Below are 20,527 nucleotides of genomic sequence, written 5' to 3' on the forward strand. Positions count from 1 at the left end.
CGAACTCCGTCGAATTCGAGACGTTGCTCAGCGACGCCGACAGCCACTCGAACAGCTCCTCGTACTTGAGACCGTCGAGTGGAGCGGGGCTGCGCTGCACGGACAGACGGGCCAGCATCTGATAATTCACCTGCGGACCGGCGCCGACCGCGAAGACCGTCACCCCACGGGCCATTTCGACACCGTTCAGCCGCGCGACCGCCTCACCAAAACCCTCCTGGTTCGGTTCACCGTCAGTCAGCAGCAGTATCCACGGCCGGTAATACTGCAGGCCCGCAGCCTTATACGCATCCTTGCGGTCTTCCAGTATGTCCAAGGCCAGATGTATACCCGCGGCCATGTTCGTCCGGCCGGACGCGGTGAACCGGGCCGGCTGCAGCATGCGCGCCTCCTGCATAGGCACCAACACCGTCGCCACCGACCCGAACGTCACCACCGCCACCTCCACCCGCTTACTCGCCAGCGTCTCGGTATTCAGGTACTGGGTAAACGCCGCGTACCCGCGCTCAAGCGCCGCGATCGGTTGCCCCATCATCGACCCGGAAACATCCGCCAACACGACGCAGGCGACGCGCGGGTCCGGGTTCTCGTCATTGAGCTCCACCGCCCACGATTGAGTCAACGGACATCCCTCCAGAGCACTCGTCGATTGCCGACGGGCATCGTCTCACGGTCGGCCCGACCGTGTGCCCGATGACCCCAAGGTCCCTTCGCTAGCAGGACAATACTCAACTCGCGCCGACCGGCAGTCCGAACACGCCTGCCGATTGACTGACACGCCGTCGGTGTCAGTCAATCGGACGACATCTGCGCCAACGGTTCGCCGGTAGCGTTCGCTGCGTGGCCACGTCGGTCCCAGGTGACCTTGTCCGCCGGACGGGGAGGTTCACGCGCGCGTTCGGAGCTGTTAGCTGTAACGTGCCTCCAGCGAACCATGCGAGGCGTAGAGGGGGTTGCATGAGGTTTGGCGCGTCGATGCTCGCCGTGACCACCCTGGGGCTGGCCGTGGGATGCACCGCCTGTTCGACCGAGACCGCTCCGAGGACCGTGGACAAGACGGCGGTCGCGCAGCATGTCAGCACCAAGCTCAAGGAGCAGGTCGGTAAGGCCCCCGACATCGTGGCGTGCCCGCAGAACCTCGACGCCACTGTCGGTGCCACGCTGACCTGCACGCTCACCGAGAAGGGCGCCGTCTACAACGTCGTCGTCACGGTGAGCGGCGTGAAGGACGACGACGTCGAGTTCGGCATCAAAGTCGCCGACCACCCGAATCCCTCGTGATGGCCCGCTTCAATCCGCCGCCCGCGTGGCCGGTGGACCCCGATTTCACCCCCGGTCCCGATTGGCAGCCCGACCCCGCGTGGCCGGCCGCGCCGCCGGGATGGCGGTTCTGGGTCGAGGACACCGCAGCCGCCGGACACGAGCCGGGCGTCGAGAAGGGCGCCGCCCGGCCACCGCGGATCGAGCGGATGCGGGCGCACGAGAGCGAGTCCATCGAACAGGTGTGGTTGCCGATCGCAGCCCCCGCCCATGCCGCGGCGGAGCCCGAGCCGCAGACTGATGCCGCCGCACCCTCTAAACCGCGACCACCGTCCCGTCGCACCGCCATCGTCCTCGGTGCCGCCGCACTAGTCGCCGTGGTCGTGGCGGCATCGGTGGCCGCAGTGGCGTGGTGGACCGGTGACAACCCAGAGCATGCGCGCCCCGACAAGATGCTGCCCGGCACCTATCCGACGCAGCCGCAACCCGCGTGGACCGTGCGGGCGGCGTCTCTGGTGGCCGGCGACGAGCCGGCGATCGCCACACCCGTCTACGGGGTCGCCTACTACGGCTCACCCGGCGCGATCGTGATCGGCGACCACGTCCTCTTCCACGCGGTCGCGAAGGAGTCGAACGGCACCGGCGCGCTGCTGATCTCACTTGATCTGGCCGACGGCAGCGTCGAGTGGTCGGTGCCCGCCGGGCTCAACGACGGATGCTCGCGGACGCCCCTCGGCGACACGTTGCCCTGCACCGTGTCCGGCAACGATCAGAGCCGGATCCAGTTCATCGACCTGAAATCCGGCGGAGTGGTCTCCACCGCCGCACTGCCCTTCAACGTCGGCATGCTCGCCGCCGACGGCGACGACCTCTACACGGCCGGCTACAAGAACCCCGACGGCCTGACCGTCGCGCGCGGCACCCGTGACGATCCGACCGGGGACTGGACCACCACAGTCGCGGAGAACGCGTGCTCCGGCTACGGCGGCGGCGACGGCCTGGACATCCACCTCCGCGACGGGCTGGTGTGGGGGTATCAGGGCGGCGGCGCCAATTTCGTGCTCAAGACCGACGACGGATCGTCTGCGATCGGCGACGAGGTGACCAACGCATCCGTCGTCGAGGGGCCCGCGATCGTCGCGCTCAAGTGCCGGCGAAACGTCAACATGTCGGACTGGACCACCGGCGTCTACGATGGCGACGGCCGGTCCCTGTTCACCGTTGACGCGGCCGTATCGCGGCCTAGCCTCAGCGTCGCCCGCGGCGGCCGCCCGCCCCTCCTCACCAACGAAGGCGACGGGCTCGACCCGAACACCGGCGAGAAACTCTGGCACGTCGCCGAGCCCGGCTACGGGCCGGCGGTCGTCGGCAACGTTCTGATCGCGGCCGATGACGGGCTGTCCGCGTACGACATGCGGTCGGGCGCAACCCTGTGGCGCTCGTCCGCGGCCTCGTCGGCCGACACCGCGGTCACCGACGGCGCGAATCTGCTGATACCCGAGGACGACGCCGGGGTGACGGCCCTGTCCGTCGCCGACGGCTCGCGACAGTGGTCCGGCACGGTCGGCGTCGGCCGGGACAGGCCGGTACTCTACGCCACCGAGCGCGGCCTACTGGTCGTCACCTCGCAGGGTGTCTCACTTCTGCCGCCGACCGGACCCGAAGTCCCCGTGCCCGACATACGGGGCCCGCAGGCCGACGGCGACGACGGCACGAAGCTCGTCACGAAGTGCGGCAGACCGCCGGAGTTCGTACCGCAGGCGATCCGCGCCGATTCCGGCGCGCTGGTCATCACCGTCAAGATCGTGGCGCACTGCCCCGGCGGCGACGTGCTGTCCGCGTCGCGCACCCGCATCGCCGTCACGTCCAACGGGCAGAACGTGGCGTCTGCGGTCTTCGACCTCTCGGCGAAGCCGATCACGATAGCGCCGGCCGCCGGCGGGTCAGCCCACGATCCGAACGTCACGCACGACTTCCTCTTCCCGGTCGGAACCTTCTGGCGGTTACCGGTTTCCACCCGCGAGGCACCCGGCGACGGGGCCAGCAGCCGGGGCGCCGTGGACCTCGACGCGTCGACACTGCTGATCGACTGTGAACAGGACGGGTCTGTTGCCGGCACCACGGCGGCGGCCGTGCGGTCGGGGTCGGGATCCTCGACCGCCACCGGACCGGGCCGACCCGCCTCCGGCGACGACGAGTCGGCGAGCTACGACGCGCTGCGCGCCATCGCAAACTCGGATCGCCCGTTCGTGGTCGGACAGCTCGCCGACCGCTGGGTGCCGCAGCTCAGTTCGAAGCGGCCCGGCCTCGTCGCCGACGGAATCATCTGGCAGAACGCCGAAACGCTACGCGAGCATCTCGACCTGAGGCTCAAGTACCCCGAGGTGCGCCTGCTGTGGACTGGTGACTGGTCGACGTTCTCGGCTCCCGACTTCTGGGTCACCATCGCCGGTGTCACGTTCCCCGACGCGGGCGGCGCGCTGGGCTGGTGCACCGGCCACGGCCTGGACCGCGACCACTGCTACGCCAAGCTCGTCAGCACCACGCATCCGATCGACGGCAGCACCGCGTTCAACCCGTGAGCCGCAACGACAGTCATCGACAAGCTCACGGTTCTTCGCCTCGAAACACCAGGGGGACCCTCCATTGAGTACCGATGACGGCGTATCCGCCGACCCGCACGCGGACTACCGCGCGCAAACCGCGCAGCACTTCGGCCAGGCGCCGGCGCCGACCGACCCGCACGGTCTGCGCCCGCCGAGCTCCCGTTTCGCCGCCGGTACCACCTACACCGGATCGGAAACCCGTCAGTCCGGTCCACGGGCCGTTCCTCAGCCGCCGGGGCCACCCGCCTCGATTCCGCGACCCGCGACACCGCCCGTCCAGCAGGCACTCCCACCCATCCAGGCGCCGGCATCGAGCACACAGCCGGTCGTGCCACCGTCGTCCGCGTCGACGTGGGGACCTGCGGCCACCGCCCCGAACGCGTTCGCGTCCATCCAGCCGCCCCCGCCCGTGAGCGCGCCCCCGATCGTGCCGCCATCTGCGGGATCGGCCTGGGGTCTCGCGAGCGCCGCCCCGTACGGCACAGCGCCGACGTCCTCCCCTGCACCGGCGCCAAGCTGGCCGGGCAACCAGGTCGGCGGTCCCGCGCGACCCGTGCTGTTCAACCTGCAGTCCTTCCACGTCCTGGCCGCGTGCGCCGGTATCGCAACCGTCCTCATGCTGCTGAGCCTTCCGGGTATCGACTTCCTCCTGCTGGCCGTGGCGTTCGGCGTCAGCGCCTGGTATACCCACTCGCATCGCGTCGGCTGGCCCGATGACGTCGCGGAACTGCTTGCACGCGTGCGGCTCTCGGCGCCGGGAGCCGCGGCGCCGCCGACCTCTCGGGCCAGCTCCCACGGCCAACCGTCCGTGCAGCCGACCCCGATCGTCCCGTTGCGCGCACAGACGATGCCCGAACTGCTCGGCGGTGCGTTCAGGATCGTGGCCCGCAACTGGCCGACGCTGGTCGGAATCCCGTTGGTGATCCTGGTGGCGTGCGGCCTCGTCGCCGGACTGGCGATGACGCTCGTCTCCGACCTGTTCATGAGTGCGACGATGTCTATGTCCGACAGCCTGTTCTCCGGCGGCAGCGCGGGCGGCTTAGTCGCGTCGATGATCGCGATGGTCGTCGTCATGCAGGCGATCGCCTGGGCGCTGGCACTGCCCGCCGACGCCATGCTCATCGGAACAACAGTGACGGCTACCGACCGTGCGGTGCGCGGAGCGCCGGTGCGACTGGGCGAGGTCTTCGTGGCGGCGTGGCGGCAGATGTTCGTGCTGTGCCGTCTCACGTTGACGTTCTACGCGATCTTCCTCATTCCCGAGTTGCTCTTCTTCACGGTCTACATCGTGACGGTCGGGTTCGGGCCGGGCATCCTGCTGCTGTCGTTGCTGCTGTTCGGTGTCTCCTTCGCCATCGGCGTTCTCTTCAGCCTGGCTCCGATCGTGCTGGTGGTCGAGCGTCGCGGCGTGGCCGACTCCCTCAAACGGTCGATGCAGTTGGCCAAGCCCGCAGCCGGCAGGCTGATCGGAATCCACCTGCTGTGGTCCGCGTGCGCGGCCCCGCTGTTGTTCGTGGTGTTCTTCGTCAGCATGTTCGCGGGCGTTCTCGGTCTACTCGCCATGTTCGTCGGCTTCCCCGTGCTGATCGCCGTCTTCCGCACGCTGCAGATGCTCATCTACACGGACCTGCGTATCCGCGCCGAGAACTACGATCGCGAACTGATCGCGGACTGGACGGCCAACTCCTCTCGGTGGAGCCGCCCTTGATCGAAACCGACTGCACTGCACGGCCTTCGGACACCCTCCGGCATCGGCGCGATCGGGTGGCGACCGCGCCGGTGCGACCGCGTGGACGTTCCCGTCGTGTCGGCCGTGGCCGTTGTCATGCGCTCGTGCACGGTGGACGTTCTCGCGTTGCAATTCCCACTGTGTCGAGCCCGCCGCCACCCCCGACTACATTCCGCTACACGTCGGCGCGGGAGAAGTCCGCGAGCAGCGTCGGTACCGCCGAGTCGAACCCGGAGATGTCGAGCTGACGCGGGTCGCTCGGATCGGCGATCGAGTTGCGGGCGACCGTCATAGCGACGACCACCAGGCGCGCATCAATGCCATCCATCGGCGGTACTGCTCGAGCGCCTGGTGCGGATAGATGTTCCCGTACCAGGTTTCGTTGTCGGTGTAGATGTGGAGCGTGTCCACCTCCACCCAATGCTTGAGTGCCCAGACCATCGGCAGTGCGCAGTCCGTGGCACCCATCGGCAACCCGGCGGTGTACCGGCACACGTCGTCGAGGCGACGACGCGGGCCGATATCCAGCTCGGTGACCGCAGTGTCCGGGTATCCGCGGCTGCCCGCGGTGAACCCGATGATCCGGTGCTGCGGCTCGGTGGCCGCGGTCACCATCGCCAGCGCGGACGACGCCTCCCGGTACGTCACCGGCAGCCCCGACACCGGCATCACCATCGAGCCCGAGATGTCCAGTGCGAGCAGCGTCCGCTTGTTCGCCGGCTGCACCGCCCCGTAGGCCGCGTAGAACGCGGCGTCGAGCGCATCGCTGATGCGGCCGACGGGCTTCCAGGTGCTCTGCCCGCGGTCCCCGTGACCCGACGCGTAGGTACGCTGTGCCACAAGGATATTCACCGAGTACACGCGCGCCCGCGCCAGCCGATCGGGATCGGCCAGCTGCGCGGCGACCGTCTCGCCGACCGTGCCCGCCAGCGCGAACAGCGCCGGGTTGGCCTTGGGCGCCCGCCCCGCTTCGGGAGACCGCGACGATGCGGGTCACCAGCCCGACGGGATCGGTTGCGGCGGCCCGCAGCACCACCTCTGCGTTGTCACGCGTGAGGTCACCGCTACGGGTGTAGTACGCGCCGCCGTCGGTGCCCAGAGTCAGGAACCGGCGCACCCGCACCCAGCCGTCGACCGGAAAGGTGTAGCCGCCAGCGGCATTGAGCAACTGCTCCGCCTTCGCTGCGCGGGACTGTCGCATCCAACGCAGGTTGATCGTCTTGAGAATGTCCATGGCTACTCCTTTCGATGTTGTGCGCCGTCCATGGGTGCTGCGAGCGTGTGAGTTGCCGACCGGATACACAACAGCCGAAACCGCTGCGCAAGGAGTCGAACCTTTGAAATACGCCAGATAACCGACCGACTTCCGGCCCGAGTCAATAAAGTTGTGCGCCAATGGATTCCGCTCACCTGGCCCGAGGCTCGTTGGCGTGCCGGGAAATTGCTACGCGTAGAGCACCAACTCGTTTCTACCATCAATCAGTGATGCTCAACGTCAGCCGAGGACTGCATGCGATCAACGAGCGACCGGTGGCGGCCGCGGCCGTGGGTGCGCTCGGGGTGTCTACGTCGGGCCTGTTCGTGGCATTGTCGACCACCTCGCCCGGCACTGCCTCGTTCTTCCGATGCGTGTTCGCCCTGCCTGTGTTGATACCGCTCGCGGTTGCCGAACGGCGCCACCGTGGCGAACCGACCGCGCGACAGCACAGATGGGCGGCGGCCGCGGGAGTGCTGTTCGCAGCGGACGCATTGTTCTGGACCCAGGCGATCTACGAGGTCGGCGTCGGGCTGTCCGCCGTGCTGGTCAACACCCAGGTGGTGATGGTGCCGCTACTGGCCCGGCTGATCGACCGTGAGCCGCTGAGCACTCGGTTCATTGCGCTGTTGCCAGTCGTCACGCTGGGCACAGTGCTCACCGGCGGCATCTTCGAATCCGGCGTGACGGGGACCGGCACCCTTGGCCGGATCCATCCATTCGGCGTTGGCCGCGCTGTGTTACTCGGCGTTCCTGTTCCTGCTGCGACGCGGCGGGCCGGACCAACCGCCGGTCCAGTCGTACGTCACCACCATCGGATCCGCAGCGTGCGCTGCACCGATCGGTGGTGCCCTGACCGGTGGCGTCACCCCTGGCACCGGGCTGGGGGGCCGGCGGGCTGGCTCGTGCTCACAGCGATCTGCGGCCAGGTACTGGGCTGGCTGCTCGTAGCGCTGAGCAATCTACTGCTGCGGGTCGAAGTCAGTTCTGCGCTGCTGTTGTTGACACCGATCGGCGCGCTCCTGCTGGCCGCCGTGTTCCTCGGGCAGGTGCCATCTGTATTGCAGGTGATCGGGTGCGTCCTGATCCTCGGAAGCGCCTGCCGGATCACCGCCCGCACGTAGCGCCAGCGCCGACAGTGACGCAGTCCTCTGCCTGCTAATTAGGTTTCCGCACCATCTCTGTTTCAGAATCGTTCACCGTGGGTTTACAGTCCCTCCTGCTGTGCATCGTCGTCGTCACTGCGCTGATATTCGATTTCACCAACGGATTTCATGACACCGGCAATGCCATGGCAACGTCGATCGCCAGCGGAGCACTGAAACCACGGACCGCGGTCGGGCTGTCGGCAGCACTCAATCTCGTCGGTGCATTTCTTTCCACCGCAGTCGCAGCCACCATCGCGAAAGGCCTGGTCGACGCCAATCTAGTCACCCTGGAGCTGGTGTTCGCCGGCCTGGTCGGCGGGATCGTCTGGAACCTGCTCACGTGGCTGCTCGGTATGCCGTCGAGCTCGTCGCATGCACTCATCGGCGGCATCGTCGGCGCCATGATCGCCGCCGTCGGGGGACACGGCGTGATCTGGCACGGGCTGGTCTCGACGGTGATCGTGCCTGCGGTGTTGTCGCCGCTGATCGCCGGCATCGTGGCTGGCATCGCCAGTTGGCTGGTCTATCGACTGATCCGCGGTCTGCCCGAGGAGCGCACCATTGCCGGATTCCGGTACGGCCAGATCGGGTCGGCGTCGCTGATCTCGCTGGCGCACGGCACCAATGACGCGCAGAAGACGATGGGCATCATCTTCCTGGCTCTCATCTCCTACGGCGCCGTCGACGAGTCCGCGACAATGCCGCCCTTCTGGGTGGTCGTCGCGTGTGCGGTTGCCATCGCTCTCGGCACCCTCTCGGGAGGCTGGCGGGTCATCCGCACCCTGGGCAAGGGACTGGTCGACACCGCGGCCCCGCAGGGCATGGCCGCCGAGTGCGCGTCGGCGGCCACGATTCTGCTCTCCAGTAATTTCGGGTACTCGCTGTCGACCACCCACGTCGCCACCGGCTCGATCCTCGGTAGCGGCGTCGGCCGGCGTACCGAGGTGCGCTGGGGCGTCGCCCGCAAGATGGCCATCGCCTGGCTCATCACGCTGCCTGCTGCAGGCCTCGTCGGCGCATTCACCTACTTCTTGGTGCACGGTATCGGCGGGTTTGCCGGACCCCTGATCGGATTTCTGGTGTTGATCGGCTCGGCGGTACCCATCTGGATCAGGTCGCGCAAGCCGCCGATCGACCACACGAACGTCAACGACGCCTGGGAAGGCAGCCTCACCGGCACCGCCGAGGCCAAGTAGGAACGGAAGCGACATCAGATGAACGAGTGGATCAATTTCGCGGCCGTCGGCAAGATCCTGCTTTTCGGCCTGGCCATAGGTGCTGCGGTGCCGACCCTGTTCGCCCTCGGAGTCCGGCTCAGCACCGCCGCTGCGGCAGGTCCGGACGATCAGTCCAGCGCCGGGCGGCGTCGGCTGCTGGTCGGCCTCAGCTGGACGATCTTTGGGTTGGTTCTGGTTGTCGTCGTCACCGGCGTGTTGTTCATCGCCAACAACTTCATCGGCCACCACACCGGCGTCTACCTGTTCGGCACGGCGACCCACAAATAATCGATGGTGGCGGCACCCCTGAATACTTTCTTCGCGAGGGTCGTGGCTTGGATCACCGCCGGCTACCCGGAGAGTGTTCCCGGGCCGGACCGCGTATCCCTGCTGGCGCTGCTCCGGCGGCGGTTGACCGATGACGAGGTCAGATTTCCGACCGACGGTCGGCCATACAGACCAGTGGTTGACCATACCGACCGATGGTCGGTATGGTCGTGGCATGCCGCGGGTGATCAAGCATCCCGATGTCCGCCGAGCAGAGCTGCTGGACCGGGCGTTGGCGTTGTTCCTGCAGCGCGGCTACGACAATGTCAGCCTCAATGACCTGATCGCCGATGCGGGAGTCTCCAAAGGCGCGTTCTACCATTGGTTCCCGTCAAAGGAAGCGCTCATCGTCGCGTTGGCCGACCGCATCGTCCGCGACCAGTTCACCACCATCGAAGCCACTGTCGCCCAGTGCGACGGCAATGCGCTGGACAAGTTGAACACCCTGCTGCAGTCCGGATTTGACGTCAAGGTTGCGACGGGGACGCCCGAACAGCTGGCGGCGGCGGTGTCGCTGCTGAGACCCGAAAACGCTCAGCTCTATGCGCGCATCGTCGCACTCGGAGAGGACCTGGCCCGACCACTGCTCACACAGCTGATATCCGATGGCGTGACACAGGGCACCTTCGACACCTTCGACGCCGAAGGGGTCGCCGACATGCTCCAGGGCTTCGCCGCACGCACCAACTCGAACCTGCTGCGGGTGGCCGATGCCGCCGACGATTCCGCCAGAAGCCACGAAATTGACCTACTAACAACACGTTTCAGACTTCACGGGCTGGCCATAGACCGCATCCTCGGACTTGCCGACGGCAGCGTGGCCACACTCACCCGAGAGCAGGTCGACACCATGCTGGCGGGGTTGCCGCGCAACTACTGATGTCACGCCGTGAGCCGAAACCCAAGGAGTCCTAAGCCATGTTGAACTCGAAACCAAGCTATTCAACGGGAACGGTGATGTCAAAAGACGGCACAACGATCGGCTTTCGTCGGCTCGGCCGCGGCCCAGGACTGATCATTCTGCATGGTGGCGCACTCGCCTCACAGCACTACATGAAGTTGGCCGCCACATTGGCCAACCAGTTCACCGTCTACCTCCCTGACCGCCGTGGCCGAGGTATGAGCGGCCCCTACGGGCCGAATTACCAGATCGCGCGCGAAGACGAAGACCTCGCCGCGGTCGTCACCGCTACGAACGCGCACTACGTCTTCGGTGTCGCCGACGGCGGCTTGTTCGCGCTGCACGGCGCCGTGACCATTCCGGCGATCCGCAAGGTCGCTGTCTTCGAGCCGGTCATATTCGTCGGCCAACCGGGTCTGGATGAATTCAAAGCAGTAATCAGCCGTGGGCAACGGCTGGTCACCAGCGGCGACATCGGGGCTGCAATGGCCAGCCTCGCCGCGGATGCGACGCGCTCTGACCCTCGGACACAAGCGGTTTCAGCACCGTATCGCCTCCTGCAACGAATCATGATCAGCCCCATCGTCTGCCGGGGCTGGCTGTGGGCCGATGCCCGGCTGGCCAAAGGTGACAATGCCGCACTGCGCGACCTGATCGTGGCGTGGAAACAGGAGTTGGACGTCGTCATAGCCAGCGAAGGCACCATCGACGACTACAAGAACGTCACCGCAGAGGTCTTGCTGCTGTGCGGCAGCGGCGCGCCGCCACTGTTCACCGGCACCCTCGACGCCCTGCAAAAAGTGCTCCCGCATGTGACTCGGACCGAACTTCCCGGCCTCAATCACGGTGGGCCCCAAGACCAAGGCGGCAACCCGGTCGTCATCGCCGCACAGTTGCGCCGATTCTTCTCCGCAGACGCCTAGTACCGCAGCCGCAGATCGATGCGCACGGTATCCCATTTATGAAGAGCCAGTTACGACTTGGTGGTACGTACTTATTCGCGTGCGGTGCACCCGTCAGTAATTGGCAGCTCAAACACAGGTAGTCCACTACTCGTGTGGGGGCTCCTCTCACGGCGATAGCCTCGTTTTCGGGGACGAGGTACTGCTTGAGGGAGGAGCAGCATTCTGATGGGCAAGCAGAACTTCTGTGTAAGCGAAAATGAGATCTTTATCGACGGTATTCCCGTCGATAAATCGGTGTTTATCGCGTACTGCACCGATAGCGACGAAGCTGCGAGAAGGCTGCAAAAGCTGTTCCACCACGATCAGTTGGTGCGTGCCAAGTCAGCGGTGTTCGACGCCGGGCTGTACTCGTTAAGCAGAAAGTCTCGCCGGTGGGTGCAGATCGGAATCCGGCCTGCCGCCGACCAGGTCTCATTGCGCCGCGTGTATTCAAGCGTGTCTGGTCTTGCGGAGAACCTACTCCTGTCGGGTGCAGCTCGGAACTTCTTCTACATGCATAAGCCGCCTGGAATTCGACTCCGGTTTGAAGCATCCGACGATGCGTCGATCAATACTGTGCGGCTTGGTATCGACGATGTGATGCAGCGAATGAAGCGTGATCGTCTGATTGTAAATATTCAGTCGGGTGTGTACGAGCCGGAGACCTACTTATTTGGCGGATCTGCGTCCATGGACCACGTGCACGGGTTATTCACGATAGATTCGCTCTTTTGGCTTCGACATCACGCGGAAATCCCCCAAGAAATATCTCGATCTCTACCGGTATGGCTGATTTCGCTGGAATTGCTTCACGGCGTGTTCGACGGCTTAGGGATTGATGGCTGGGAAGCGACTGGAGTGTGGGATTGTCTCCGCACCGAGGCTGGCCGCTGTATCTCAGGTGAGGTCAAGGCATTATCGGATTTCACAGAGGTGGCGGGTGCGCTGTCAGCCCAGTGGTGGGATCGCGCCAACCTCCTTGATACTGCTGATCCGGAGTCTGCTGAACTCATCACGCGTCATCGCGAAGCATTGCGAGTTGGGGCACGGCGCTGGAAAGAAGCGTACTTTGCGACAACCTCAACGGAGCTTGGGCCGCGACAGGCTGCCGCATATTACGTGATATTTCACTGGAACCGCGCCGGCATGACTCCAGAGAAGCAAGCACTATTCGCCGAGTCCCTTGCTGAGATGCGATCCCGGTAATGACAAAAGATCGTGATGCTTTCGGCGATTCAGCGCTCCTGCGCACCGCAGGTGTGCCTGTTAAATATTGGTTATCCGGCGCTAATCCAGGAATTTTCGATAAAGCGCGGGAAAGTTTGCTTTTGAAACGCAGCTATTGTAAATCATCCCTCCACCTGGCCCAGACGATCGGTGACACGATCGTTCCGGCACAGTCGCTGTCGAGAGACGATCGAAGATTTGCACTCGCTGCGCGTCGGACACTGCACAAGGGCGAGCTGTTGACGGATCCCGAGTCGACTCGGTTGTCCCATTTGATATCTACCGCTGGCCCTGATCCCATGCTCATCCAAGATTTCCGCCGACACTGTGAACTCGGCCGTGAAGTGGCGGAAATCGATACAGATTTAGACAGCTTGATCAGAGTCGAAGAAGTTCGACTATCGCGTACTCCAGCTGAAATAGCACGAAAATCTCCGACATTCCGCCGGGTTGTGGATTCGCACTGCTCATCGACAGGGCTTGTCCACTCATTACACGCGGAAACTGAGCAGGTTCACGATAGGTATGTCGACTACCTGTGGGGCCGTCTCACCCGCGCATGCACCGATCCGACCCCACTGGGGTGGCTAAGTCATGTTTCGTTGATAAACCGACGTCAAGACCGGGTGGATTCGCCCTATTGCCCCAGGGTTGAAGGTTGGTTCGCTGCGGATTGGCGCATGAATAGACGCCGTCTGAGGGCAAGAACCTGCACGCTGAACGATCTGGATCCGCAGTCGGACTGTCGTGTGGCCATCAATCCGCTTCGTTGGAGTGAAGATGATCTGGTATTCGCCTACGCTTCGGGTGAAAGCGGCATCCCGCTTGTGGTATCTGTTCACCAAACACACCTTCTGTCCACAATATTCGCGGCGCTGGCCTCGGGACCCAAAACTTATCGCGAGATAGCCGAGTACTTCGGCGACGAAGAAAACCCGAGCATGCTTGCGATGCGAGAGGTACTCCACCACTTGATCTCAATCGGGGTATTAGAGCGATGCATTTCGGCGGGGATCAGCGGTTCTCCAGTGGAATTCGGTGATATCGACAGCAATGTCGCCGCCGGTCCTGTCTCTCCGGCCGAGGGGTGGCTGGATGTCTACCGTCCGTCAAAGGTCGATCTGGCTCGGCATCGAAACCCCGACCTCGAGCGCGCAGTATCGTGCGCGTTGCGAGCAGCATCATTGCTCACTGAGCGCAGGCCGGTGGCCACAGGGGACAGCTACAGCAAATCCAGGCCGTGGCCTCTAACTGAAATTCTGCGGTCGCATGTGATGACACCCGGGCCACTGTCAAGTGGCAATGACAGCGACCACACCGCAGCGCAGTTGGAGCCAGCCGAACACTTGCCTCCTCTACTGAATCTGATTGCAGCTCAAGCGGACTGCTCCACAGCGTTCACGATCAGTTCGTCATTGTTGGATGACCTTGGGGCTAAGCAGTGGTCGTGGCGATGGCCCGTTGACTGTCTGGTACGGGTGCCAACACCCGAGGCAGAGTTCACAGCGGCTCTTGATCAGTTCTGGCCTCCAGCGACCGTCGACTCCCGCTTCGTCGATTCACTCACGGGATTGCATGGACCTATTCCGCATGTGGACGCTTACCGGTCATTTTTGCGACAAGTCGAAGAGCTGACTGGCGTGACGTTCGTCGAATTCCTCGCACCGCCACTGTCTGACGCTGCCGCCAACGCGGTGCGCCGACCCTGTTACACGAGTGCTTGGACAGGCGACCCGCATAGTGCACTGTATTTTGCGGATGCCGACAAACCCGACCGATACATCTCGCTAGATGAGATTACGATTCGACGACGCACGGACGGTAGTCTTATTGCCGAAGCTGACGGTGCCCCGATTTGGACTATTTATCACGCGACACGCGCACTATCCGAACCCTGGGCGACTCTCGGCGAAGCGTTATTCGCCGCGTCACCAAGACTGATGCCGTGGGCCTTCTATCGATTCGACAATCTTCTTGATGAACTTCCCCAGTCCGTGCAGCTTCCCAGAATCACTGTGGAGGGCGGGTTGGTCATCTCACCGGCGCAGTGGCGGGTACCGCGACATCCTCTGTGGAGCCCTGGCGCCAGCGTGTCAACAAAGATCAAAGCCCTGATCGGCTTCCGCGAGGAAAAGGGTCTGCCCCGCTGGATTGTCTTGTCGGATACGGTGCACGGGACGAAAAGGGCATGTGACCTTGAAAGTTTGTCAGCCGTCCGAATGATCGACAGATTCATCAGAACCTGCCCGGACGGAAAACTCATGGAGATGCTGCCGGCGCCGACCCAATTTCCGGTCGTCGATCGCGCGGAGCATCCGACCGGTGATGCTGTTGCTTCTGAAATGCTGCTTCGATTCCCTATAAATATAGGTGTGCACGTCCTGGCTGAGAACATCGCATCCGATATTTCCGCGTATTTCTTCCCAGCGGCAAGCTGACTAGAAATCAGAAGCTATGAAAGGAGAAGACTGGGAAACATGATATTCCCTCCGACCTTCACTCGGAGACGCCACAAAAATTCCACACCGTAAATCGGAAAGAAAAGGAACGACAATGACAACTCCAGAGATTTCTGCACTGCATGCTCGCATCGATGAGCTGGCGTCGAGAATCGCCGGTTCGCGATTCAGCGACGTCGAGGCAACTACCAAAACCAACTGTGAAAGCAAAGGCTGCACAAACTGCCGAGGTGACAAACTGGAGAATGTTCTGCTGCCGGGTGAGGCCCACGCCCTATCAGGTGCCGAACTAGTCCAGCGGCTACAGGCAAACCGGTAGCAGCAGTAAATTCGCGAGCGAATGGGGTCTGCACGGTAATCTTTCCGTTGCCAAGACCCCATTCGTGCACGCCAGACGAAGGGATATCCGCATGCCATCGACGACCACTTTGATGACGCACATGGATGGATTGGCATTCGATTTGGTCAGTGCGTACGCTCACGCGGGCGCCCACGGTCGCAACGCGTCCGGTCACGACCCAGGGCCGGCGATATTGGCGTCGGTCGCGCTGCAAGAGAGTGACGCAGTCGCCTCGGAAGCCCACAATGCGACTGCGCGCTGGATCGGCGAGATCCCTTCGGATTTCAATGCTGCTGGCGCATACGGCGGGTTGGGCGGTTTTCACGCCGGCTTGCGCGCTGCAATCGGGATCTACCCATCGCTGATACCTCTCCGTTCAGCGTTGGCAGACCGCACCAAACGCTATTTTGGCACTAACGCTTGGCAGACATCTGGTGTGGCGTGGCGGGACTACGACTTATTTACGGGCCCCGCGGGGCTGGTGCTCGCAGGGATCGCCAATGTGGATGACGCTGAGCTCATCCAGCCTGCCGTTGCGCATCTGGCACTGTTGTGCGACAGTCCTGGCCTGGAAAGGCTGCGAGCCGGCAATGATATCGACCCACGAAGCGCATTTAATGTCGGCAGGATCAATACCGGGCTTGGACACGGAGTTACCGGAGTCGTGGCTGCGCTGCGTCATGCTGTTGAGTATCTTCCCGACGGGGAGCGTTACTCGCAGGCACTTTGGAATGCTTGTGAATGGCTTGCGCGTGAAGTATTCGTCGACAATGTCGGTTTGGTGACATGGGCGCCCGTGGGGCGCGAGGGTGCCGAGCCTCCTCGCGGTTTCTACCGCCGGCAAGCGTGGTGCTATGGAACCCCCGGCATCGCCTGGACGCTTTGGGACGCCGCGCGAGTACTGGGTGACAACACATTGCGGGATCTCGCGTGCGAAGCAATCGCATCATATATGCGGTGTTTTCGCGAGGTCAGGTATTTCGATGACGACGATGTCGGAGCTGCACTGAGCCTATGCCATGGCGCAGCGGGAATTCTGGCAGTTGTTGATGCCTTCATTCGAACAGCTGGTTTGACTGAGCTGGAGGAATTGCGGACAGAACTGATGCAGCTCATTGCCTCGCAGCGAGCGGACATCGCCGAACTTGGCGAGAACGATATGACGATACTGGGCGGAGCCGCTGGAATCGCCGCTATCTGGATAACCGCCCGTGGCGGCTCCAGGGCGTGGCTGCCACTGATCGCATTGCGTTGATCCATCGACGTTCTGAAGAACGTCCTATGAAAATGATTGCAGGACAATACACCTCGCATAATGCGATGCGCCGCGGCCGCAGTACTAGCGATCCGACGGTGGCGGCCATCCGGAACTGGGACGCCGCTGAATTCGCAGGGTCGTCGTCGGCACCTGAAGCTCGGTAGTCGGTGCGGCTGGCAGCACTGTCGTCGAATCATCCTTCAAGCGAACGATTCTCGGCACGGCCGCGGCGCCGGGCTGCCGCACGATGGTCGGTGGCGCCGCGTCTGCCGCCGGGGCGGACCGCGCCGGTGCCGCAGGCTTCGTGGCTCGCGTGTCGCGACGGACCAGGTAGCCGGCCAGCGGGCCGGTGAACAACATGGCGGCCAGCACGGTCAGGCTCAGCACGCACACCGCGACGTCGAAGGTGCTGGTGATCTGCTGGGCCAGGTTGTTGCCATAGATCGCCGCGGGTGCCGGTTCGGCGTACCGGGGAGCCAGGGCGACGCCGATCGCGACATCCGCGACCGTGAAAACAAATAGCACGGCACTGAACGCCGCGGCGATGGTCGCCGACACCACCCCCTTGCCGAGCTGGCTGTGCACCCACCGCGCGATGAACCCGGTGACGAGGCTGAACACCGTCATCGCAACGCTGTCGTACAGCGCACGGGGAAGATCCAAAGACAACGCGATCACATAATCGGTGATGCGCAGCACAGCCGCTGCGAACGACCAGAACGCGATGAGCGTCAAGCACTTCTGCGCAGCCCCACGATAGGCACCGATGGTCGGCGGCTTGATGAGCAGAACGGCGTAGAGCGTCGTGGGTGCGACGATCGCAGCAGCGGCCGCCCACGCAAGATAGCCTTCATAGCCCACCGCGGCAGTCGAGGTGTTCTCGGCGATGCCGTGAAACGCGTCGATGTCCCGGCCGATCCCGAGGATCCACACCGCCGTGGCCGCAACCGCACCCGATACACCGATGGCGGTCGTGGCCAGCCGGGCCGCGGCGGTCCGTTCGGTCAGCCAGCGTGATGCGATGACCAACGCGATCATCGCTTCCGCACCGTAGAGCAGCGTCGTGACGATGACCGCGACATCGTGATCACCGAACGCAACGTCGGTGACGAAGAGGTATCGCAGCCGCCAGTACAGATTGAACGCGACCGACAGCGTCGCCAGCGCGATCGAGACGAAACCGATGACCCGCGCCACCGCATACCAGCGGCGAAACTTGTTGTCCTCGATGGTGATCGACGTGATGGGCGGCTGTGCCGCCAGCAGTGCGCCCGCGATGCCGAGCAACATGCCCGGGCCCACCCCCGGAGGCACGGCCCCGGTCCCGCCAATGTGGACCGTCTGCATCAGATGGAAGGCGACGAATCCGATGACCACAACCAGGTACGCGAGGCTCAACCCTAGCCGAATCCGGCCGGTTCGCCGGACATCCGGGTTCGCTGCGTTGAGCCTCAACGGTCCGAGGTGAGGTGTGAGCGCGGCCACGACGGCCAGCAGCGTCACGACGGCCAGCACGACGAACGTCGTCACGTCGCTGTCGGGCACGCCGACGCCGAATTCGAGGTTCCATGGGAGCAACAGAGCCAGCACCAGCAACCCGACGGCGAAACCGTCACGCATCCTGTTCGCCCGGGTGGGGACGTATCCGACACGTGCGGACCGCGCCACGGCGGGTGCAGCCGTGGTCGCCACCGAAACGGTGGCGGAAGCGTCGTAACGCTGGTCGCTCACGTAACGATTCCCTTCTATGAGTGACGTCGCAAGACGATTCAACCAGCGTGCTCATTTTTGCTCTGAGGCACAAGCGGTGACGGCCGTGATCGCTTTTCGACCGACCGAATCCACCGAGGCTGTGCGGTAGCTTTGAAGGGTCCAAAAGCGCAGCACGGGGCGAGGAGCCGCGACGCCCGAAACATGCGTGAGATGAGGAGTGGTAACCGGTGGACGTAGTCCTCGGGGTGGCGGTCACCGGGCGGGTGGCCCGCTTGGCGATGGTCGGTTCGCCCGCCAGTGGCAGCCAACTGTTGGACCAGTACGCACTGGATCTGTCCGACGATGCGATGTCGGAGCTGTTCGAGACCATCGTCGGCACCTACCGCGAGGTAACCGAATCGGGCAACCAGGTCGCCGCGACGCGGTTGTGCCTACCCGACCCGTCGACGGCTGACACGCTGCGTCAGCGGGTGGCAGCCGCCGGCGTGCAGAACGTCGAGGTCGTGGACGAAGCCGAAGCGGCAGCGGCACTGGCCCGTACCGTCGGTGCGGATGCCGCGCTGCTGCTCGCCGACGATGACACGGTGTCGCTGACGGTGGTCGGCGAGGACGAGCAGTCGACTTCCACCCTGGCATCCGTGCCGATCGGCGCCGCGGGTGCGGCCGTGGCGTGCGCAGCGGTGTTGCAGCGCGTGCCCGCCGCCGAGGCGCCTTCTCGGATCATGTTGGTGGGACAGCGCTTGGATCTTGATTCCGTTGCCGCAGAGCTACGTTCGACCGCGCCCGTCGAGGTGGCGCCCGATGCGGGTTACGCCATTGCGCGCGGCGCGGCCCAGACCGCCGACGGGTCGGGCTTCGCCCCGGCCGGGGCGGCGACGCAGATGGCGCCCGTGCTCGACGCGACGCAGCTGGCGCCTACGGCTGCGGATGCCACGCAGATGGCCCCGGCGGCAGGCGACGCGACCCAAATGGCCCCGGCAGCCGCAGGCGATGCCACCCAGATGGCACCTGCGAACGCGCAGGCCGCCGAGGGAGCCGTCGGTCCGGATCTGGCGTACTCACAGGAGGCCGACGATGCGCTTTTGGCCGACGAGATGCCGATGGAGCCGCTGGGCGAGTTCGTCCCCGAACAGGAGGACGAGGGCGACTACACGACGGTCATCGCGCCACCGGCGCCGCGGATGCTGCTCATGGGCAGCGCGGTCATGTTCCTGGTGATCAGCTTCGCGACCCTGGCCGTCACGGTGGCGATCAACGTCCGGCCGACCGCAGACGTGGCCGCCCAGCCGGTGCCTCCCACACAGGCGAACACCGTGCCGGGGCGGTACCTCCCACCGGTCCCGCACCAGGCGGACCCGGTGGCCCTGCCGGTCTCGGTACTGACCCCGCCGCCCGCTGCCCCTGTTGTTCCGAACGTGCGTATCGACGATCGACCGGTCAACCAGGCGCCGGTCAACCCGGCACCGCCCGCCGCACCAGAGCCTGCGCCGGCTCCCCCACCCGTCGAGGTTCCGCCGGCTCCGATTCCAATGCCGATTCCGGCACCGATACCGGTTCCCATCCCAGTTCCGCCCCTCGTGCCACCTTGGACACCGCCGTGGACGTTCCCGACCACACCGACCACCCCACCCACGAGCACCACCACGACGACAGCGCCGACCACCACGACGCCACCAACGACGACAGCCCCATCGACGACGACCACTGCTCCGTCAACAACGCCGGCACCCTCGACCACGACGGCACCTTCGACTACGACGGCACCGTCCACGCCGACCCACACGGTGACATCGTCGGCGCCTCCGTCTTCTGCCGAACCTTCTGTGGAGCCCGTGACTCCGCGAGAAGAACCGACCTACACGCCGGCGCCGGCGCACGAGGCACCGCAGACCACGGTCTACGAGCAGGAGCCGTCAGACGGTGGCAGGTCGCGTGGTTCGAATGGCAGCGGATCATCCGATGACGGCGGAAGCTCAAGTGGCGGTGGGCATTCCGGCGAGGAGCCGGTGACCACGGTGCCCGATAGCCCGTAGTCCTGCAGCTGCTCAATCGTCGTGGATGGGGCACGCCAGGTCAATGAACATGGTCGGCCCGGCTTGACGATGACGGCCCGCTGGTGGCGGCAGCGGGCCGTCGGAGCGAG

General features: G+C 64.5%; 16 protein-coding genes and 1 pseudogene. 13 read left to right on the forward strand and 4 right to left on the reverse strand.

The window, feature by feature from the left end; genetic code table 11:
- The coding region (locus H276_RS0113305) for a VWA domain-containing protein (RefSeq protein WP_231376669.1) at positions 1–622 on the reverse strand (622 nt) is incomplete at its 3' end.
- 335 nt (positions 623–957) lie between these two features.
- Here H276_RS0113305 and H276_RS0113310 point away from each other — a divergent pair.
- Positions 958–1,281 (forward strand): DUF4333 domain-containing protein, encoded by a 324-nt coding sequence (locus H276_RS0113310; protein ID WP_026356954.1) that lies wholly within the window; start codon positions 958–960, stop codon positions 1,279–1,281.
- On the forward strand, positions 1,281–3,842 hold the full coding sequence (locus H276_RS0113315; RefSeq protein ID WP_026356955.1) for a PQQ-binding-like beta-propeller repeat protein: 2,562 nt from the start codon (positions 1,281–1,283) through the stop codon (positions 3,840–3,842). The genes H276_RS0113310 and H276_RS0113315 overlap by 1 nt, the downstream gene beginning before the upstream one ends.
- 249 nt (positions 3,843–4,091) lie before the next feature.
- On the opposite strand, the gene H276_RS22970 is transcribed toward H276_RS0113315, so the two are convergent.
- Complete coding sequence (locus H276_RS22970) at positions 4,092–4,430, reverse strand: hypothetical protein (protein WP_019971808.1); 339 nt, start codon at positions 4,428–4,430, stop codon at positions 4,092–4,094.
- Between H276_RS22970 and H276_RS0113325 the strand changes: the two genes are divergently transcribed.
- Positions 4,420–5,574 (forward strand): hypothetical protein, encoded by a 1,155-nt coding sequence (locus H276_RS0113325; protein WP_026356956.1) that lies wholly within the window; start codon positions 4,420–4,422, stop codon positions 5,572–5,574. The genes H276_RS22970 and H276_RS0113325 overlap by 11 nt on opposite strands.
- Before the next feature lie 309 nt (positions 5,575–5,883).
- On the opposite strand, the gene H276_RS25670 is transcribed toward H276_RS0113325, so the two are convergent.
- Complete coding sequence (locus tag H276_RS25670; RefSeq protein WP_369758478.1) at positions 5,884–6,435, reverse strand: hypothetical protein; 552 nt, start codon at positions 6,433–6,435, stop codon at positions 5,884–5,886.
- 645 nt (positions 6,436–7,080) lie between these two features.
- On the opposite strand from H276_RS25670, the gene H276_RS22980 reads away from it, so the two are divergent.
- The 9 genes and pseudogenes from H276_RS22980 (at position 7,081) to H276_RS0113375 (ending at position 16,668) form a co-directional block, all read left to right on the forward strand.
- Positions 7,081–7,974, forward strand: coding sequence for a DMT family transporter (locus H276_RS22980; RefSeq protein ID WP_231376675.1), 894 nt, complete (start codon positions 7,081–7,083; stop codon positions 7,972–7,974).
- Positions 7,975–8,051: 77 nt separating this feature from the next.
- On the forward strand, positions 8,052–9,194 hold the full coding sequence (locus H276_RS0113345) for an inorganic phosphate transporter (protein WP_019971809.1): 1,143 nt from the start codon (positions 8,052–8,054) through the stop codon (positions 9,192–9,194).
- Positions 9,195–9,212: 18 nt separating this feature from the next.
- Positions 9,213–9,503 (forward strand): hypothetical protein, encoded by a 291-nt coding sequence (locus tag H276_RS0113350; RefSeq protein ID WP_019971810.1) that lies wholly within the window; start codon positions 9,213–9,215, stop codon positions 9,501–9,503.
- An 18-nt stretch (positions 9,504–9,521) separates the two neighbouring features.
- Positions 9,522–9,647: pseudogene (locus H276_RS25320) on the forward strand (DUF3349 domain-containing protein); the annotation flags it as partial.
- Between the two features lie 70 nt (positions 9,648–9,717).
- Positions 9,718–10,422, forward strand: a complete 705-nt coding sequence (locus H276_RS0113355; RefSeq protein WP_019971811.1) for a TetR/AcrR family transcriptional regulator — start codon at positions 9,718–9,720, stop codon at positions 10,420–10,422.
- Positions 10,423–10,499: 77 nt separating this feature from the next.
- The gene (locus tag H276_RS0113360; protein ID WP_019971812.1) at positions 10,500–11,366 is read left to right on the forward strand and encodes an alpha/beta fold hydrolase; all 867 of its coding nucleotides are present in this window, start codon (positions 10,500–10,502) and stop codon (positions 11,364–11,366) included.
- A 207-nt stretch (positions 11,367–11,573) separates the two neighbouring features.
- Complete coding sequence (locus H276_RS0113365) at positions 11,574–12,593, forward strand: thiopeptide-type bacteriocin biosynthesis protein (RefSeq protein WP_019971813.1); 1,020 nt, start codon at positions 11,574–11,576, stop codon at positions 12,591–12,593.
- Positions 12,593–15,052 (forward strand): lantibiotic dehydratase, encoded by a 2,460-nt coding sequence (locus H276_RS24690; protein WP_155943089.1) that lies wholly within the window; start codon positions 12,593–12,595, stop codon positions 15,050–15,052. Before H276_RS0113365 ends, H276_RS24690 begins: the two co-directional genes overlap by 1 nt.
- Before the next feature lie 431 nt (positions 15,053–15,483).
- The gene (locus H276_RS0113375; RefSeq protein WP_231376670.1) at positions 15,484–16,668 is read left to right on the forward strand and encodes a lanthionine synthetase LanC family protein; all 1,185 of its coding nucleotides are present in this window, start codon (positions 15,484–15,486) and stop codon (positions 16,666–16,668) included.
- An 84-nt stretch (positions 16,669–16,752) separates the two neighbouring features.
- Here H276_RS0113375 and H276_RS0113380 read toward each other — a convergent pair whose 3' ends face one another.
- Entirely contained in the window at positions 16,753–18,402 is a 1,650-nt protein-coding gene (locus tag H276_RS0113380; RefSeq protein ID WP_019971816.1) for a hypothetical protein, read from the reverse strand.
- 209 nt (positions 18,403–18,611) lie between these two features.
- Here H276_RS0113380 and H276_RS0113385 point away from each other — a divergent pair, with 209 nt between their 5' ends.
- Positions 18,612–20,417, forward strand: coding sequence for a hypothetical protein (locus H276_RS0113385; protein ID WP_026356960.1), 1,806 nt, complete (start codon positions 18,612–18,614; stop codon positions 20,415–20,417).
- The last annotated feature ends 110 nt before the right edge of the window (positions 20,418–20,527 follow it).

The sequence above is a fragment of the Mycobacterium sp. 141 genome (assembly GCF_000382405.1).
GTDB lineage: Bacteria > Actinomycetota > Actinomycetes > Mycobacteriales > Mycobacteriaceae > Mycobacterium.

Bases quoted from the DNA above. Each gene is read 5' to 3' on its own strand.
- H276_RS0113360 (WP_019971812.1), top strand. From the start codon at position 10,500: ATGTCAAAAGACGGCACAACGATCGGCTTTCGTCGGCTCGGCCGCGGC.
- H276_RS0113365 (WP_019971813.1), top strand. From the start codon at position 11,574: ATGGGCAAGCAGAACTTCTGTGTAAGCGAAAATGAGATCTTTATCGAC.
- H276_RS22980 (WP_231376675.1), top strand. From the start codon at position 7,081: ATGCTCAACGTCAGCCGAGGACTGCATGCGATCAACGAGCGACCGGTG.
- H276_RS0113355 (WP_019971811.1), top strand. From the start codon at position 9,718: ATGCCGCGGGTGATCAAGCATCCCGATGTCCGCCGAGCAGAGCTGCTG.
- H276_RS24690 (WP_155943089.1), top strand. From the start codon at position 12,593: ATGACAAAAGATCGTGATGCTTTCGGCGATTCAGCGCTCCTGCGCACC.
- H276_RS0113310 (WP_026356954.1), top strand. From the start codon at position 958: ATGAGGTTTGGCGCGTCGATGCTCGCCGTGACCACCCTGGGGCTGGCC.
- H276_RS0113375 (WP_231376670.1), top strand. From the start codon at position 15,484: ATGCCATCGACGACCACTTTGATGACGCACATGGATGGATTGGCATTC.
- H276_RS0113350 (WP_019971810.1), top strand. From the start codon at position 9,213: ATGAACGAGTGGATCAATTTCGCGGCCGTCGGCAAGATCCTGCTTTTC.
- H276_RS0113315 (WP_026356955.1), top strand. From the start codon at position 1,281: ATGGCCCGCTTCAATCCGCCGCCCGCGTGGCCGGTGGACCCCGATTTC.